Raw genomic sequence first — 17150 nt, 5'->3', positions numbered from 1 at the left:
TGATTAACGTGGAAGATGGTTTTTACGCAACACAAGATAACAAAAAGCCTCGAGGAGTCGAGGCTTTTTGCTGTGTAATCACGTGTTTATCACATGTTACAACGTTACGGGCGAACCTTATTTGGCAGCCTGTTGATGAGACAGGCTGTAAACGTAGGAGGCCAGCAGGTGAACCTTGTCCTCGCCCAGAATGTCTTTCCAGGCTGGCATCACGCCGTGACGACCGTGGGTGATGGTTTGTACCACCACTTCGCGGGAGCCACCGTAGAGCCAGGTGTTGTTGGTCAGATCTGGCGCACCGACGGCAACACCGCCCTTGGCATCGGCCCCGTGGCAGGCAGCGCAGATGGCAAAGCGCGCTTCACCTTTCTTCGCTTCCACCAGGTCGACCTTGCGACCGGAGAGGCTCAGCACATAGGAGGCCACTTCCTGAACGCCATCTTTGCCGAGGATTTCACCCCAGGCAGCCATGATCCCCTGACGACCGCCCATGATGGTGGTCTTGATTTGATCAGGCTGGCCGCCCCATTGCCATTCGCTGTCGGTCAGGTTCGGGAAGCCGCGGCCACCACGGGCATCGGAGCCATGGCACTGGGAGCAGTTCTGCAGGAACAGACGCTGACCCACTTTCAGGGCTTCCGGATCCTTGGCGATCTCGGTAATGGCACGATAGGTTTTGCCATCCGCTTCGTAGGTGAGTTCACGGAACTTGGCGCCGTAGATCTCGTCAGCCTTGGCGACCTCACGGTCATACTCCACCGCGCGACCTTCGGCCTTGGCCGATTCGGTTGCAGCCTTGGACTCGGCCAGCGAGCGCACGTCCTGGTTGGAACTTTGCCAGCCCAGCAGGCCTTTGAAGTTGCCAAGCCCCGGGAAGGCGACCAGATAGACCAGACCGGTGACGATGAAGAAGAGGAACATGTAAGTCCACCACTTCGGCAGCGGGTTGTTGATCTCCTCGATGCCATCGAAGGAGTGACCCATCGATTTGCCTTCTTCAACACCCATCTTGTCCTTGCGGCACCACATCAGCAGCAAGAAGCAGCCGAGGATGGTTCCCAGACTGATGACAGTCACAAAAATGCTAAACAGAGTGCTCATTATTGTTTCGCTCCTGCGTTCTTTTTATCAGCACCGGGTTGCTCATCATCGGCAAAAACCAGATTGGCAGCCTCGTCGAAAGAGGTCTTGCGGCGTTTGCTGTAGGCCCAGACGATGATGCCAATCATGATGGCCATCAACAGCAGGGTATACAGACCGCGAAATGTGCCGTAGTCCATCTTCGCCTCCTTATTTCAGGGCATGACCCAGTGATTGCAGATAGGCCACCAGCGCATCCAGCTCGGTTTTGCCCTTGACGGCTTCGCCCGCACCCTGAATATCGGCGTCGGTATAGGGCACACCGAAGTGATCACGGAACAGCGCCAGCTTCTTGGCTGTCATCTCGCCGGTCAGCACGTTGGTGTCAAGCCAGGGGTAACCGGGCATGTTGGATTCCGGTACCACATCGCGCGGGTTGATCAGGTGAGCACGGTGCCAGGCATCGGAGTATCGACCGCCAACACGGGCCAGATCAGGACCCGTACGCTTGGAGCCCCACAGGAAGGGGTGCTCCCAGACGCTCTCGCCAGCGACCGAGTAGTGACCATAACGCTCGGTTTCGGCACGGAACGGACGGATCATCTGGCTGTGGCAGTTGGTGCAGCCTTCGCGAATGAAGATGTCGCGCCCTTCCATTTGCAGGGCGGTGTAGGGCTTGAGGCCCTCCACCGGCTCGGTGGTCTGCTTCTGGAAGAACAGCGGGGTGATTTCAACCAGGCCCCCCAGACTGATGGCGAAGATGATGCCGACCACCAGCATGGGAACGCTTTTTTCAAATATTTCGTGACGGTTATTGTTGCTCATGGGTTGACCTCTTCAATCATGCGGGCGTGGCGACAGGTTCCAGAGAACCTTTGGGCGCAGTGATGGTGCGATAGGCGTTGTAAGCCATCAGCAACATGCCGGTGACGAAGAAGCAGCCTCCCAGGAAGCGCACGAAATAGAAGGGGTAGGATGCCTGCAGCGCTTCAACGAAGCTGTAGGTCAGGGTGCCGTCTTCGTTGACTGCACGCCACATCAGGCCCTGCATCACGCCGGAAATCCACATGGCAACGATGTAGAGCACGGTGCCCACGGTCGCCAGCCAGAAGTGAACGTTGATGAGCTTGACGCTGTACATCCGGCCTTGGTCGAACAGGTTAGGTATCAGGTGATAGACCGCTCCGATGGAGACCATGGCAACCCAACCCAGCGCACCAGAGTGCACGTGACCAACGGTCCAGTCGGTGTAGTGGGAGAGGGCATTGACGGTTTTGATCGCCATCATCGGGCCTTCGAAGGTCGACATGCCGTAGAAAGACAGGGAAACGATCAGGAAGCGCAGGATGGGGTCATAACGCAGTTTGTGCCACGCACCGGAGAGGGTCATGATGCCGTTGATCATGCCGCCCCAGGAGGGCACGAACAGGATCAGGGACATCACCATGCCCAGCGACTGAGCCCAGTCAGGCAGTGCGGTGTAGTGCAGGTGGTGCGGACCGGCCCAGATATAGAGGGAGATCAGCGCCCAGAAGTGCACGATGGAGAGGCGATAGGAGTAAACCGGACGACCGGCCTGCTTGGGCACGAAGTAGTACATCATCCCCAGGAAGCCGGCGGTCAACAGGAAGCCTACCGCGTTGTGGCCATACCACCACTGCACCATGGCGTCCATGGCGCCGGAGTACATGGAGTAGGACTTCATGCCCGAGAGCGGCACTTCCATGTTGTTGACGATGTGCAGCACCGCAACGGTGATGATGAAGGCGCCGAAGAACCAGTTCGCCACATAGATGTGGGAGGTGGTGCGCTTCATCAGGGTGCCGAAGAAGACGATGGCATAGGCGACCCATACCACTGTGATTGCGATATCAATTGGCCACTCCAGCTCGGCATACTCTTTGGCGGAGGTGTAACCCAGCGGCAGAGAGATGGCGGCAGAGAGGATGATCGCTTGCCAGCCCCAGAAGACGAAGGTTGCCAACGGGCCACCAAACAGTCTGGTTTGACAGGTGCGCTGTACCACATAGAACGAGGTGGCCATCAGTGCGCTGACGCCGAAGGCGAAGATCACTGCGTTGGTATGCAGGGGCCGCAGACGACTGTAAGTCAGCCACGGAGTCTCGAAGTTGAGGGCAGGCCAGATCAATTGGGCTGCGATCAGTACGCCAACCGACATGCCGACAATTCCCCAGACAATCGTCATGACGGTAAACTGGCGAACAACGGTGTAGTTGTACTCAGGATGGTTAGTTGTATGGCTCATCGTTATATTCCGCTTCCGATGCTGCTGTTGTTTGGTTTTGTATCCGGAGAACCGGACTGGCTTCATCAGCCACCGCCAACCAATTGTTAACATCTGTTAACGAAAGGAAAAGCAAAAGATGGCTAAATGAAAATTGCATGGGAATGATACTGAACTGACAGGTAAAATAACAGTATAAACAGTGATATATTTGGCTCCGTCCGGTCTTGTTATGGCAGTTTTTTACCTTGTTCGAGATCACAAAAAACTATTTTAATTGCATCTTATTCGGGCTGTTTTTGATGAAAGAGAGACTTACCGCACGTAAAGTTTTGCACCTCGCACTGGTATTGGCGCTGCTATTGGCGCTGGTGGCCTATCGCACCTGGTTTTCGGCCGATAACAGCGTCTCTGCTGGCCAGAAAAAAGATCAGATTTGTGATCTTTCCCACACCCGTTGCAGTGCGTTGATGGGTGACAAGCCGCTGACGGTCGCCATCACGGAATTACCGCTGCGCGCCGAACATGACTTTGCAATCGCTATTACCGGGGGCGATCCGGCCATCAAGCCGGTAAACGCGACGCTCGAAGGCAAAGATATGTTTATGGGCACCATTCCGGTGAGCTTTGAACAACAAATAGACGGACAGTGGCAGGGGGTGACTCAGGTGGGGAGCTGTACGTCACCCGTCATGGTCTGGCTGTTAAATATCGAGTGGAGTAATGGTCAACGCCAGCAATTTGCACTTTCCGTTGCCCGGGAATAACGGCGCAAGAGGAGTGGGGAGTGGAAAAAATATTTGAAATTTCCTGGCCAGGCGTTACCTTCCCCAAACCATCAGGGAGTGAAGTTCATTTAATCATGATTGAGAAACAACCGTTTTATCGCACCCTCAACCAGCAGGCCAAGGCGCTGCTGGAGGGGGAAACCGATCTGATTGCCAATCTGGCCAACCTGTCCGCGCTGCTTAATCAGGAGCTGACGGAGATCAACTGGGTCGGTTTTTATCTGTTGCAGGGCGAGACCCTGGTATTGGGGCCCTTTCAGGGCAAACCGGCCTGCGTGCGGATCCCGGTTGGCCGCGGGGTGTGTGGTACGGCCGTGGCAGAGGGCAGGACCCAGCTGGTGGACGATGTGCATCAGTTCGACGGGCATATTGCCTGTGACGGGGCCAGCAATGCCGAAATCGTGATCCCGGTGCGCCGTGGTGGCGAGATCATCGGGGTGCTCGATATCGACAGTCCGATTTTTAACCGTTTCGACCAGGAAGACCGGATTGGCCTCGAAGAAACGGTGCAAATTTTGGAAAGCATGCTCTAAGTCATTGCTAGATGGTTCGCAAAAGGCCCCAAGCTCTCTATAATGGGGCCTTTGTTGTGCTCGGGACGTGCCCGTGCGTTTATATGAAAGCCAAGGTTATACATGGAAAACACTGAGAAGCTGAAGAACAGTAAAGAGATCGTTGCCTACCTGGTCGAGAAATTCCCGGCCTGCTTCGTTGCTGAAGGAGAGGCCAAGCCGCTCAAGATTGGCATCTTCCAGGATTTGGCCGAGCGTCTTGCTGACGATGCCAGAGTCTCCAAGACCATGCTGCGTTCCGCACTGCGTCAATACACCTCCAGCTGGCGCTACCTGCACGGCCTTAAAGCTGGCCAGGCGCGCGTTGATCTTGACGGCAACCCGGGCGAACTGCTGACCGAAGAGCACATCGAGCACGCCAAGCAAGCGCTGAAAGAGAGCAAAGAGCGCGTATTTGCCAGTCGTCGTACCAATATCAAAGAGAAGGATGAGAAGGCCAAGAAGCCCCGTCGTCCTGCTGTGCACAAAACCGAGAAAGCTGATGTCGCTGCCAAGCCGAAGGCTGCCGCCAAGGCCCCGGTCGCTGACGCTCCGCTGGTTAAAGTGGATGCCGCTATGCTGAAAGTGGGTCAGGATGTGCGCGTCGTTATGGGTAAACTCCCGGTTCCGGCAACCATCAAGGAAGTAACCAAGGACGATGTACAGGTCCAACTGCAGACCGGCATGATGGTGCGGGTCAAATCAGAGCACTTGGTTCTCTAAGGAGACAAATGTTGAAGCATGGCGTAATTCGTTTTTCCCTTGTTGCCTGTAGCTTGGCGCTTGCCGGGCTTGCACAGGCCATTGAGCCGGTGCTCAAGGAGAGTGATTTGCCTGTGTTGGCTCAAGAGAGCCAACATGCTACGGCCAGCAAGCGAATTACCAATCTGTTTACCCGCTCGCACTACAAACAGTTCAAGCTGGACGATGCCTTTTCCTCCGTGATTTTCGATAAATATCTGGAGAATCTGGACTACAGCCGCAACCTGTTTTTGGCCTCTGATATCAGCCGTTTTGAAAAGTACCGTACCGGTTTTGACACCGACCTCGAAAGAGGCCGTCTGGCACCCGCCTACGAGATGTTCAACCTGAGCCAGCAGCGGCGTTATGAGCGGTTCGAATACGCCCTCAAACTGCTCGACACTCCCTTCGATTTTACCCAGACCGACAACTATGTGTTTGATCGGGAAGGGGCGGCTTGGCCCAAAGATGAAGCAGAGCTCAACGAGCTGTGGCGTCAACGGGTCAAGTTCGATGCCCTGAGCCTCAAGCTCAGTGGCAAGGAGTGGCCCGAGATCAAGGAGCTGCTTGGCAAGCGTTACAACAACGCTATCAAGCGGATGTCACAGACCGAGAGCGAGGATGTCTTCCAGCTCTTCATGAACTCCTTTGCTCGCGCCATCGAACCGCACACCAGTTACCTCTCACCGCGCAGTGCAGATCGGTTCAACACCGAGATGAACCTCTCGCTGGAGGGGATTGGTGCCGTGTTGCAGGCGGACGATGACTTTACCGTCATCCGTTCCCTGGTGCCCGGTGGCCCGGCGGCCAAGTCCAACCACCTCAAACCTGATGACAAGATCACCGGGGTAGGGCAGGAAGATGGCAAGATAGTTGATGTGATCGGCTGGCGTCTTGATGACGTGGTTGAGCTCATCAAGGGGCCCAAGGGGAGCAAGGTCAAGCTGGAGATCCAGCGCGGCAAGGGCGCAGCCGCCAAGACCGAGCAGATCGAGCTGACCCGCGACAAGGTGCGCCTTGAAGACCGAGCAGCCAAGTCCAAGGTGATTAACGCCGAAGGCAAGAAGATTGGTGTCATCGAGATCCCCAGTTTCTACGTCAATCTGCACGATGACGTGATCAAGGAGCTCTCCAGTCTTAACAAGCAGAAGATCGATGGGTTGATCATCGATCTGCGCGGTAATGGCGGTGGCGCCCTGACCGAAGCTTCCGCCCTGAGCGGTCTCTTCTTTGCCAGCGGTCCCGTGGTGCAAATTCGTGATCACATGGGCCGTATCACGGTCAATGGCGATGACGATGGCAACGTCTATTACGGCGGTCCCATGTCGGTGATGATTGACCGCTACAGTGCCTCGGCCTCCGAGATCTTCGCTGCTGCCATGCAGGATTATGGCCGCGCCCTGATCCTGGGTGAAAACTCGTTCGGCAAGGGGACGGTGCAGCAGCATCGCAGCCTCGCCAAGGTCTATGACTTCTACGAGCAACCGCTGGGACACGTGCAGTACACCATCGCCAAGTTTTACCGGATCGACGGTGGCAGCACCCAGAACAAGGGCGTTGCGCCGGATATCAGCTTCCCGACACCGGTTGCCCCGGAAGAGACGGGTGAGAGCCGTGAGTTCAATGCGTTGCCGTGGGACAAGATTGCCTCCGCCAAATACGAGAAACTCGGCAACTTCGCCAGCGTGCTACCCAAGTTGCAGTCGGCGCACGATGCCCGGATCGCCAAGGATCCCGAGTTTGCCTATGTGATGCAGGACATCGCCGACTACAAGGAGGAGAAAGACAAGAAGTCGGTCTCCCTCAACGAGGCGGAGCGTGTTGCCGAGCAGGCAAAACAGGATGAGAAAGCGCTCAAACGTACCAATGAGCGTCTGGCACGTCTTGGCAAACCGGCGGTGAAGAGTCTGGATGAACTGCCCGCTGATTTTGAAGCGCCCGATGAGTATCTCATCGAAACGGCCAATATCACGGCGGACCTGGCCAAGGTCAGCAAACGCAGCTGACAAGGTGACCCATCATGCACAAGGGCGACTCCGGTCGCCCTTTCTTTTGGCTCTGTCCCAATGACGTGTTGTGAAAGGCTAAGCGTGAAGTAGGCCATCACCTTGAGGCCTACCATCATGGATACCCCAGCCTTTCAACACCTGTTGTCCCTCTTTCCCCAGTTAACCCTGCGCCAGCGCCGTGTTGCCCGGCAGGAGCTCATGGCGCCACATGCCATTACCTCGCTCTGTACCCAGTTACCTGAATGTAGCGGCTGTCCCCATTGTCAGGCAGATGCCAATCAGCTGGCCCCTTGGGGATGGAGCCAGGTTTACGTCGCTACCGTTGCAAACAGTGTCTGCGCACTAGCTCCATCCTCACCAAGACGCCCCTGGCCAGATTACGTAAAGCGCAACAGTCATCGCGGTGTTGAAGCCGCTGGTGTCACCGGATGCGGTGCTGTGTAGCGATGGTGCGGGCGTGTATGCCAGTTTCAGTAAGGTGCAGGGAGTGATCCATCAGGTAGTGAGTAATCGCCAAGATGAACGGGTGATGGGGGCGTATCACATTCAACATGTAAACGGATATCACCACCGGTTGAAAGAGTGGATGGTGCGCTTTCATGGCGTGGCGACTCACTACCTGAGGAATTATCAGGGTTGGCGCAGGATGCTGGAGCGTTACGGGATGGGGGTGAATATCAAAGCGTGTTTGTATGAGGCGCTGGGGCACCCCATGCAACACGTAATTGGGACATAACCAAACAAAACGACCCGCCAAAGCGGGTCGTGGTTAAGCGAGACAGCGCGGGGGTTGCGGTATCAGTACCAGCAGGAGGAGCCGTTGTCGGCTTGGGAGCCACCCACGTCTTCACAACGCGGCAGACGCTTGCCGGACTTGGTTACGTAGTGAACCTTGGGCTTGGCGCTCTTGACGACTTTCTTGCTGCTCTTGCCAATAGTACAGAGGCCTTGGGCTTCATCAACCTGGGTGCAACTGCTGGCTGCCAGCGTCTTGCTGTGGCCGTGGCTGACGGCAAATGCCGGGGCAGCGGTGATGGTAGAGAGCAGGGCGGCAGCGGCCAGGGCGATCATGTGTTTTTTCACGGTAATACCTTCCAACGACAGGGGGAATACGCGGGCAGTCCGAAGGAACGCCCTACCTGCCACCATTTATAAGCCTTATGCCGGCACAGTCAATCGAGCCTAGCCGTGCGCTGCGACAGGCGTTGGCGCCGTATTGATTAAGCCTTTAATAACAGATGGTTATCGATTTATTTGGCGGTGCAGGGCTGGTACCCACACGTCAGTGTCTGTCGGCATGGCGGCCTTGGCGTCTTAGCTTTGGCGCAGGAAATCGAGCTGTGGCTGCTCGCAGGTCTTGGTCGGCACATATTCGGTGATGTCGTAGCTGGCGAGCTTCCATGGCGTGGCGACTCGCTACCTGAGGAATTATCTGGGTTGGCTAAGGATGCTGGAGCGTTACGGGAGGAGTGTGAATATCAAAGCGTGTTTGCATGAGGCGATAGGGCACCCCATGCAACACGTAATTGGGACATAGCCTTTCTTTTTGTCTGGCGTAACTGACGATCTGCAAATTGTTTGACCGCGCCAGTTGGTTGTGACAGCCTCTTTCTCGCCTTTAACACGCGTGGAAGCAGACAATAATGACCGATCACTCCCAGGCCATGACGGCCAAATATCGCCAGGATTATCAGGCACCGCTCTACTGGATCGACACCATCGACCTCGATTTCCAACTGCAGGAGCCGCTGTCCCAGGTCACCGCCATCACCCGCATTCGCCGCAACGGTGAGCACAATACGCCGCTGGTACTCGATGGCGAGCAGCTGACCCTCAAGAGCGTTGCCATCGATGGCATTCCCTGTGACCACTACGAGCAAGGCGAGAGCAGCCTGACCCTGTTCAACCTGCCTGCCGAATGTGTACTGACCATCGTCACCCTGCTGGATCCGGCTGCCAACACCGCGCTGGAAGGGCTTTACAAGTCTGGCGATGCCTACTGCACCCAATGTGAAGCGGAGGGGTTCCGGCGCATTACCTATTATCTGGACCGCCCCGACATTCTGGCGCGTTACAGCACCCGCATTACCGCCGACAAAGCCCAGTTCCCCTTCCTGCTCTCCAACGGCAACAAGGTCGATAGCGGTGATCTGGATGGCGGCCGTCATTTCGTACAGTGGCAGGATCCTTTCCCCAAACCGAGCTACCTGTTTGCGCTGGTGGCCGGTGATTTCGATGTGGAGCGTAGCCACTACACCACCAAAAGCGGCCGCAAAGTGGCCCTCGAGATCTTCGTCGACAAGGGCAATCTGGATCGTGCCGGTTTTGCCATGGAGAGCCTTATCCACTCCATGCGCTGGGACGAGCAGCGTTTCGGCCTTGAGTATGATCTCGACATCTACATGATCGTCGCGGTGGACTTCTTCAACATGGGCGCCATGGAAAACAAGGGGCTCAACATCTTCAACTCCAAGTTCGTGCTGGCCAATCCTGCCACCGCCACCGACAGCGATTACCACGGTATCGAACGGGTGATCGGTCACGAATATTTCCACAACTGGACCGGCAACCGCGTCACCTGCCGCGACTGGTTCCAGCTCAGCCTGAAAGAGGGGCTGACGGTGTTCCGGGATCAGGAGTTCTCCTCCGATCTGGGCTCCCGTGGCGTCAACCGCATCAACAACGTGCGTACCGTGCGCGGCCCGCAGTTTGCCGAAGATGCCGGCCCCATGGCGCACCCGATCCGCCCGGATGTGGTGATCGAGATGAACAACTTCTACACCCTGACCGTCTACGAGAAGGGGTCGGAAGTGATCCGCATGATGCACACCCTGCTGGGGGAAGATGCCTTCCAGGCCGGTATGCGTCTCTACTTCGAGCGTCACGACGGCTCGGCCGCCACTTGCGATGATTTCGTGCAGGCGATGGAGGATGCTTCCGGTGTGGATCTCGGCCGTTTCCGCCGCTGGTACAGCCAATCCGGTACCCCCGAGCTGACCGTCACCGACGAGTACGATGCCGCCAGCGGCGTTTACCGTCTGCATGTGAGCCAGCACACCCCGCCGACCCAGGATCAGCCGCAGAAGCTGCCGCTGCATATCCCCCTCGACATCGAGCTCTATGATGAACAAGGTGCCGTCATTGCGCTGCAATATCAGGGCAAGGCCATCGGCAACGTGCTCGACGTGCTGGACGCGGAGCAGACCTTCGAATTCGATCAGGTGTCGGTCAAACCGGTTCCCTCTCTGCTGCGGGACTTCTCCGCGCCGGTCAAGCTGCACTATGACTACAGCGACGAAGCACTCGCCTTCCTGATGCGCTTTGCCCGCAACGAGTTTGCCCGCTGGGATGCGGCCCAGATGCTGATCAACAAGGCGGTCATCGACGGGGTGACGCGGGTACAGCACGGGCAGGGGGTTGAGCTCTCCCAAACCCTGTTGGCCGCTTTCGTCGCCATTCTTGACGACAGTGAACTGGATTTGGCCCTCAAGGCGGAGATCCTGGCGCTGCCCGGTGAGGCGACGCTGGCCGAGCTGTTCGAGGTGGCCGATATCGATGCCATCCATCAGGTGCGCGACGCTATCCACACCCGTCTTGCCGAGGCCTTTGGCGCGCGCTTGGCGGCGACCTATCATAGCCTGCGTCTGAATGGTTATCAGGTGGTGCATGCCGATATGGCCAAGCGAGCCCTCAAAGGGGTAGTGCTCGGCTATCTGGCGGCGCTGGATGCGGAGCATGCCGATGCGCTGGTGCGCGAGCAGTATGCAACCGCCGATAATATGACCGACACTCTGGCAGCGTTGCAGGTAGCCAACGGCTATCTGTTGCCATGCCGCGCTGCGCTGCTGGCCGATTTTGAAGGCAAGTGGGCCAAGGATGGGCTGGTGCTGGATAACTGGCTGCGACTGATTGGCAGCAAACCGGCTGCCGATGTGCTTAGCGAAGTGAAACAAGCGATGAGTCACCCCACCTTCAGCATTCGCAACCCGAACCGGCTGCGGGCGCTGATCGGCAGCTTCGCCATGAGCAATCAGGTGCAGTTCCATGCGGTGGATGGCAGCGGTTATCGCTTCTTGACCGATCTGCTGATCGCGCTCAACGAGGTCAATCCCCAGGTGGCCTCCCGCCTCATCACTCCGCTTATCCAGTTCAAGCGACTGGATGAGGCGCGCAAGGCCCTGATCCGCGCCGAGTTGACTCGTCTTGCCAACCTTGAGGGGCTGGCGCGGGATCTGTTCGAGAAGGTCAGCAAGGCGCTGCAGCAGTAAGTGTTGACGGGGTAGGGGCGTGAATGCTCCTGCCCCTCATTGGGTGATTTGTCGTGTGATCAGGAGCAAGCGTGAAGCAGTTTACTTTTCGGCTCTCATTGAATAGCGATGAGGTGATGCTGATGTATCAGGGCCATGCCAGACGGCTGGTGGTGCGCAGCGACCAGGGGTTGACCCTGGAACTTGGCATAGAAAAAATACGGCCTTTTGTTGCCATCCATGGTGTACATGGCTACTTTCGGCTGAAAACCCAGGATGATTACCGCTTTATCAGCCTCGAACGCATAAATTAACAAAAATAGAACAGATTGCCGACTGTTTATCTGCTTTGCGTCACTATCTATCCGGTAAACTGGTACGGAAGTAGTGTGAATTTCTGTATTTTTGGTTATTTGCAAAATTTCTTACAGTTTAAGCCGTGATCTGCACCTTGTTTTTAACACCTCGTTAGCACCTTTCCTCGCCTTCCCTTTTCCAAGCCATTACACTTCGCAACAACTCTGCACCAGCGGGTAACCAGGGTGGTTGCCTCTGCGTCGGTGGTTAATGTCGTCCGATAAGGAATATAAAAATGGCATTGAAAGACGCCCCTACCTCAGTTCTGCTCGAAAACGTTCTCAGCCTGATCCATCAGAAGTTGCCCAAAAACAGTGCCTCTCTGGTTGAGCGCTTCGTGGCCAAGTTTTACGGCAACATGGCGAGCTCCGATCTGCATGATCGCAACGACAGCGATCTCTACGGCGCGGCCCTGAGCCTGTGGAATGCCCTCAATCAGCGTAGCGGTACCGACCCCTATATCCGGGTCTACAATCCTGTGTTGACCCGTCACGGTTGGCAGTCTCCCCATACCATCGTCGAGGTGATCCTGCAGGATTCCCCCTTCCTGGTGGACTCCATCCGGATGGCGCTCAAGCGGCTCAACATCACCGCCCACATGATGCTGCACCAGCCGCTGCACCTCATTCGTGGCGCGTATGGCAAGATTGACGCCATTCTGGAACTCGACAACACCGATGGGCAGACCTCGGTTGAAACGGCATTCCTTATCGAGATTGACCACCTCACCAGCGAGGAGCAGATGGTCGCGCTGGCTGCCGAGCTCAACTCGGTGGCCGATGAAGTGGCGCTGGCGGTTGGCGACTGGCAACCGATGCTGGCCAAGCTCAATGAGATCATCGATGAGCTGCCCAAGCGCAAGAGCCCGGTCAGCAAGGAGGAGGTGGCCTCCTGCGTCGCTTTCCTAAAATGGGTGGCTGCCCACAACTTCACCCTGATGGGGTATCGTCGCTACGACGTCAAGGCGGTGGAGGGGGATCATGAGATCCTGCCGCAGGCCAGCTCCAGCCTCGGTTTGATGAAGAATTCCATCAAGGAGGTGGGCCAGCGTCTTGGCAATATGCCAGCCAGTGCCCGTCACGCCGCCCTGAGCTCTGACTTGCTGATCCTCACCAAATCCAACAGCAAGTCCCGGGTACACCGCCCGGCCTATGTGGATTACATCGGCATCAAGCGCTTTGACGAGCACGGCAAGGTGGTGGGGGAAGATCGCTTTATCGGCCTCTACGCCTCCTCCATCTACAACACCAGTGCGACCCAGATCCCGCTCATCAGCCATCGCCTCGAGCGCATCATGGTCGCCTCCGGCTTTGAAACGGGCTCCCACGCCTACAAGGCGCTGCTCAACGTATTGGAAACCTATCCCCGCGACGAGTTGATCCAGGCCCGCGAAGAGGAGTTGCTGGCCACCGGTCTCGGCGTGCTGGAGATGCAGGAGCGGGACATGCTGCGGCTGTTTGTGCGCCGGGATGTCTATGGTCGCTTCTTCTCCTGCATGGTCTATGTCACCAAGGAGCGCTACAACACGGCGCTGCGGATCAAGACCCAGCAAATATTGCAGAACTATTTTGGCAGCAACGAAGAGGTGGAGTTCAACGTCTACTTCACCGAAGGTGTGCTGGCGCGGACCCATTACATAGTGCGGGTCAACAACAACAACGTGGATGTGGATGTGAACGAAGTACAGAACAACCTGATTGAAGCGGCCCGCAGCTGGGACGACAGACTCGACTCCGTGCTGCTCTCCCACTATGGCGAGGCCCGTGGCAACGAGCTGCGCCGCCGTTTCAGCACCGCATTCCCCCGCGCTTACAAGGAAGATGTGCTGCCTGGCTCTGCCGTGGCCGACATCATGGCGCTCGATAACCTGAGCGAAGCCGAGCCGCTGGGCATGCTGTTTTACCGCGCGCAGGAGGAGGAGAACGATCGTCGGGTACGGCTCAAGCTGTTCCATCGCACTGAACCCATTCACCTCTCAGACGTGCTGCCGATGCTGGAGAACATGGGACTGCGGGTGATCGGCGAGACCCCGTATCAGGTACGCACCCCGAGCGGCGATCTGTTCTGGATCCTCGACTTCTCCATGCTGCTGCACGGCAAGCAGCCGTTTGATCTGGAGCAGAGCCAGCAGCGCTTCCAGGAAGCCTTTGCTGCCATCTGGAACAAGCAGCTGGAAGATGACGGTTTCAACCGTCTGGTGCTGGGGGCGGGACTTACCGGTCGTCAGGTCTCGGTGCTGCGTGCCTATGCCAAATACATGCGCCAGACTGGCGTCTCCTTCAGCCAGTCCTATATCGAAGAGACCCTGACCCGTTATCCCGATATCGCCCAACTGCTGTTTACCCTGTTCGAACAGCGCCTGGATCCTGCCGGCAAGCAGGACGCCAAGGTAGAGGCCAAGCTGCACGAGGCGCTTGCCGCCAAGCTGGATCAGGTCGCTAACCTCGATGACGATCGCATCATCCGCCGCTATGTGGAGATGATCGACGCCACCTTGCGCACCAACTACTACCAGCTGGACAAGGCGGGCAACATCAAGCCCTACATCTCCTTCAAACTGGCCCCCTCCAGCATCACCGACATGCCGCTACCGCTGCCGAAATTCGAGATCTTCGTCTACTCGCCACGGGTGGAAGGGGTACATCTGCGCTGGGGCAAGGTCGCCCGTGGTGGCCTGCGCTGGTCTGATCGCAAGGAGGACTTCCGCACCGAGGTGCTGGGTCTGGTGAAAGCCCAGCAGGTCAAAAACACTGTGATCGTGCCGGTGGGGGCCAAGGGCGGTTTCTACTGCAAGCAGATGCCGGTGGGGGCAGCCCGCGCGGTCATTCAGGAGGAGGGCAAGGCCTGCTATCGCCTGTTTATCCGCGGCCTGCTCGATGTGACCGACAACATCATCGGCGGTGAAGTGATCCCGCCGACATCAGTGGTGCGTCACGACGAGGATGACTACTACCTGGTGGTCGCCGCCGACAAGGGCACGGCCACCTTCTCCGACATCGCCAACGAGATCAGCCTCGAATACGGCCACTGGCTGGGCGATGCGTTCGCTTCCGGCGGCTCGGTCGGTTATGACCACAAGAAGATGGGTATCACCGCGCGCGGCGCCTGGGAGTCGGTCAAACGTCACTTCCGTGAGCTCGGCGTCAACTGCCAGACCGCCGATTTTACCTGCGTCGGGATCGGCGACATGGCGGGCGACGTGTTTGGCAACGGTATGCTGCTCTCCGAGCACACCCGGCTGGTGGGCGCGTTCAACCACATGCACATCTTCGTCGACCCCAACCCGGATTCGGCCAAGAGCTTTGTCGAACGCCAGCGTCTGTTCGATCTGCCGGGTTCCAGCTGGGATGACTACAACCGCGAGCTGATATCACAAGGGGGCGGCATCTTCCTGCGCTCGGCCAAGTCGATCAAACTCAGCCCCGAGATGCAGACCCTGCTTGGCAGCGACAAGGCCAGCATGGCGCCGAACGAGCTGATCAAGGCGCTGCTTTGCCTGAACATCGATCTGCTGTGGAACGGCGGTATCGGCACCTACGTGAAGAGCGCTCGCGAAAGCGATGCCGAGGTCGGTGATCGCAGCAACGACGCACTGCGGGTCAATGGTCGCGAGCTGCGGGCCCGCATCGTGGGTGAGGGGGGCAACCTCGGCTTTACCCAGCTCGGTCGGGTGGAGTACGCGAGCCGGGGCGGTCGCATCAATACCGATTTTACCGATAACGTGGGCGGGGTGGATTGCTCCGACAACGAGGTGAACATCAAGATCCTGCTGAACCAATTGGTGGCCGCAGGGGATCTGACCCTCAAGCAACGCAACCAGATGCTCTACGAGATGACCGACGACGTGGCGCAGATCGTCATCACCAACGCCTATCGCCAGTCCCAGTCCATCTCGGTCACCAGCTTCCGCGGTTCTGAACAACTGAAAGAGCAGCAGCGCTTTATTCAGGGGCTGGAGCGGGAAGGCAAGCTGGACCGTGCGCTGGAGTTCCTGCCCTCCGACGAGGAGCTCTCCGAGCGGATGGCGGCGGGGCAGGGGTTGACTCGCCCCGAACTGGCGGTGCTGGTGGCCTACGGCAAGATGGTGCTGAAAGAGCAGCTCAACTGCCCGGAAGTGACCGACGAGCCCTTCCTCGCCAACATGCTGGTCACCAGCTTCCCGGCCAAGCTGCAGCAGCAGTTTGGTGCCCAGCTGGCCGATCACCCGCTGCGTTCCGAGATCATTGCTACCCGGGTGGCCAACATGCTGGTTAACGACATGGGGCTCAACTTCGCCAGCCGGATGAAGGACGAGACCGGTGCCTCGGTGGCGGAAGTGGCCTGCTGCTTTGCCATGGCTCGCGAAGTGTTTGGCATGGACCCGCTGTGGCGCGATATCGAAGGGTGCGACAACCTGGTGGGGGCCCAGACTCAGCTTGAGCTGATGTACTACAGCCGTCGCATCGTGCGCCGGGCCACCCGTTGGTTCCTGCGCGCCCGCAATCGCAGTTGGAGCATCAGCGAGAACATCGCCTTCTTCCGTCCGGCGTTCGAAACCCTGGGCCAGCACCTCTATGAGGTGATGGATGAGAGCGAAGTGGCAGAGCATCGTCAGGCCGTTGCCAAGTGGATGGAGAAACAGGTGCCCGAGGCCATTGCCCGTCAGGTCGCCCATATGAGCAGCCTCTTCTCCAGTCTGGATCTGGCGCAGATTGCCGCGGAGCACCAGACCGACATCCTGCGTGCCGCCAATGTCTATTATCGCCTCGGGGCCAAACTGGATCTGCACTGGTTCCTCGACCAGATCAACCATCAACCGGTCGGCAACCACTGGCAGGCGATGGCGCGGGCTTCCTTCCGCGAAGATCTTGACTGGCAGCAACGCAGTCTCACTTCTGTGGTACTGGAAGGGTGCAAAGGTGAGGGCGAATGCGCTACCATACTGGCCGACTGGATTTCGGAGCATGAGCAACTCTTGTCCCGTTGGACCCATATGTTGGCCGACTTCAAGACCACCAGCACCCACGAGTTCGCCAAGTTCTCGGTGGCCTTGCGAGAGTTGAACCTGCTCCAGTTGAATTGTCGGGCACTTTAAATTGCCAGATTAAGGCATGACACCGACATTACACCCAAAGCCCCGGCCAGTTGCCGGG

Annotated in this window: 12 protein-coding genes and 2 pseudogenes; 9 read left to right on the top strand and 5 right to left on the bottom strand. The window is 57.6% G+C overall.

Annotated features, from left to right (window positions below):
• Nucleotides 1-117: 117 nt before the first annotated feature.
• Genes ccoP through ccoN form a run of 4 tightly spaced genes read right to left on the bottom strand, consistent with a single transcriptional unit; the run spans nt 118 to nt 3346 of the window.
• Complete coding sequence (gene ccoP / locus NMD14_11395) at nt 118-1101, bottom strand: cytochrome-c oxidase, cbb3-type subunit III (protein XEI31400.1); 984 nt, start codon at nt 1099-1101, stop codon at nt 118-120.
• Nucleotides 1101-1280: a CcoQ/FixQ family Cbb3-type cytochrome c oxidase assembly chaperone gene (locus NMD14_11390; GenBank protein XEI31399.1), complete on the bottom strand. Its 180-nt coding sequence runs from the start codon at nt 1278-1280 to the stop codon at nt 1101-1103. The genes ccoP and NMD14_11390 overlap by 1 nt, the downstream gene beginning before the upstream one ends.
• A gap of 10 nt (nt 1281-1290) precedes the next feature.
• Complete coding sequence (gene ccoO / locus NMD14_11385; GenBank protein XEI31398.1) at nt 1291-1905, bottom strand: cytochrome-c oxidase, cbb3-type subunit II; 615 nt, start codon at nt 1903-1905, stop codon at nt 1291-1293.
• A 16-nt stretch (nt 1906-1921) separates the two neighbouring features.
• Nucleotides 1922-3346, bottom strand: a complete 1425-nt coding sequence (ccoN, locus tag NMD14_11380; protein ID XEI31397.1) for a cytochrome-c oxidase, cbb3-type subunit I — start codon at nt 3344-3346, stop codon at nt 1922-1924.
• A 281-nt stretch (nt 3347-3627) separates the two neighbouring features.
• Here ccoN and NMD14_11375 point away from each other — a divergent pair, with 281 nt between their 5' ends.
• The 5 genes and pseudogenes from NMD14_11375 to NMD14_11355 all read left to right on the top strand — a co-directional run bounded on the left by NMD14_11375 (nt 3628) and on the right by NMD14_11355 (nt 8150).
• Nucleotides 3628-4092, top strand: coding sequence for a hypothetical protein (locus tag NMD14_11375; GenBank protein XEI34753.1), 465 nt, complete (start codon nt 3628-3630; stop codon nt 4090-4092).
• Nucleotides 4093-4187: 95 nt separating this feature from the next.
• Nucleotides 4188-4646 carry a GAF domain-containing protein gene (locus NMD14_11370; GenBank protein ID XEI31396.1) on the top strand — a complete coding sequence of 153 codons (459 nt, stop codon included), beginning with the start codon at nt 4188-4190 and terminating at the stop codon, nt 4644-4646.
• A 102-nt stretch (nt 4647-4748) separates the two neighbouring features.
• Complete coding sequence (gene proQ / locus NMD14_11365) at nt 4749-5387, top strand: RNA chaperone ProQ (protein ID XEI31395.1); 639 nt, start codon at nt 4749-4751, stop codon at nt 5385-5387.
• An 8-nt stretch (nt 5388-5395) separates the two neighbouring features.
• Nucleotides 5396-7411 carry a carboxy terminal-processing peptidase gene (gene prc, locus NMD14_11360; protein ID XEI31394.1) on the top strand — a complete coding sequence of 672 codons (2016 nt, stop codon included), beginning with the start codon at nt 5396-5398 and terminating at the stop codon, nt 7409-7411.
• A 117-nt stretch (nt 7412-7528) separates the two neighbouring features.
• Nucleotides 7529-8150 (top strand): annotated as a pseudogene (locus NMD14_11355) (IS1595 family transposase).
• A gap of 62 nt (nt 8151-8212) precedes the next feature.
• Here NMD14_11355 and NMD14_11350 read toward each other — a convergent pair.
• On the bottom strand, nt 8213-8497 hold the full coding sequence (locus NMD14_11350; protein XEI31393.1) for a hypothetical protein: 285 nt from the start codon (nt 8495-8497) through the stop codon (nt 8213-8215).
• Nucleotides 8498-8810: 313 nt separating this feature from the next.
• Here NMD14_11350 and NMD14_11345 point away from each other — a divergent pair.
• From NMD14_11345 to NMD14_11330, 4 genes and pseudogenes are all read left to right on the top strand, one after another.
• Nucleotides 8811-8951: pseudogene (locus NMD14_11345) on the top strand (IS1595 family transposase).
• 106 nt (nt 8952-9057) lie between these two features.
• Complete coding sequence (gene pepN / locus NMD14_11340) at nt 9058-11682, top strand: aminopeptidase N (GenBank protein XEI31392.1); 2625 nt, start codon at nt 9058-9060, stop codon at nt 11680-11682.
• A gap of 71 nt (nt 11683-11753) precedes the next feature.
• On the top strand, nt 11754-11975 hold the full coding sequence (locus tag NMD14_11335; GenBank protein XEI31391.1) for a DUF2835 domain-containing protein: 222 nt from the start codon (nt 11754-11756) through the stop codon (nt 11973-11975).
• A gap of 278 nt (nt 11976-12253) precedes the next feature.
• Entirely contained in the window at nt 12254-17092 is a 4839-nt protein-coding gene (locus NMD14_11330) for an NAD-glutamate dehydrogenase (protein XEI31390.1), read from the top strand.
• Nucleotides 17093-17150: the final 58 nt, after the last annotated feature.

The organism is Aeromonas veronii, assembly GCA_041319085.1.
In the GTDB taxonomy this organism is placed as follows: Bacteria; Pseudomonadota; Gammaproteobacteria; order Enterobacterales; family Aeromonadaceae; genus Aeromonas; species Aeromonas veronii_F.
This window is presented reverse-complemented; position numbering and strand designations above follow the sequence as displayed.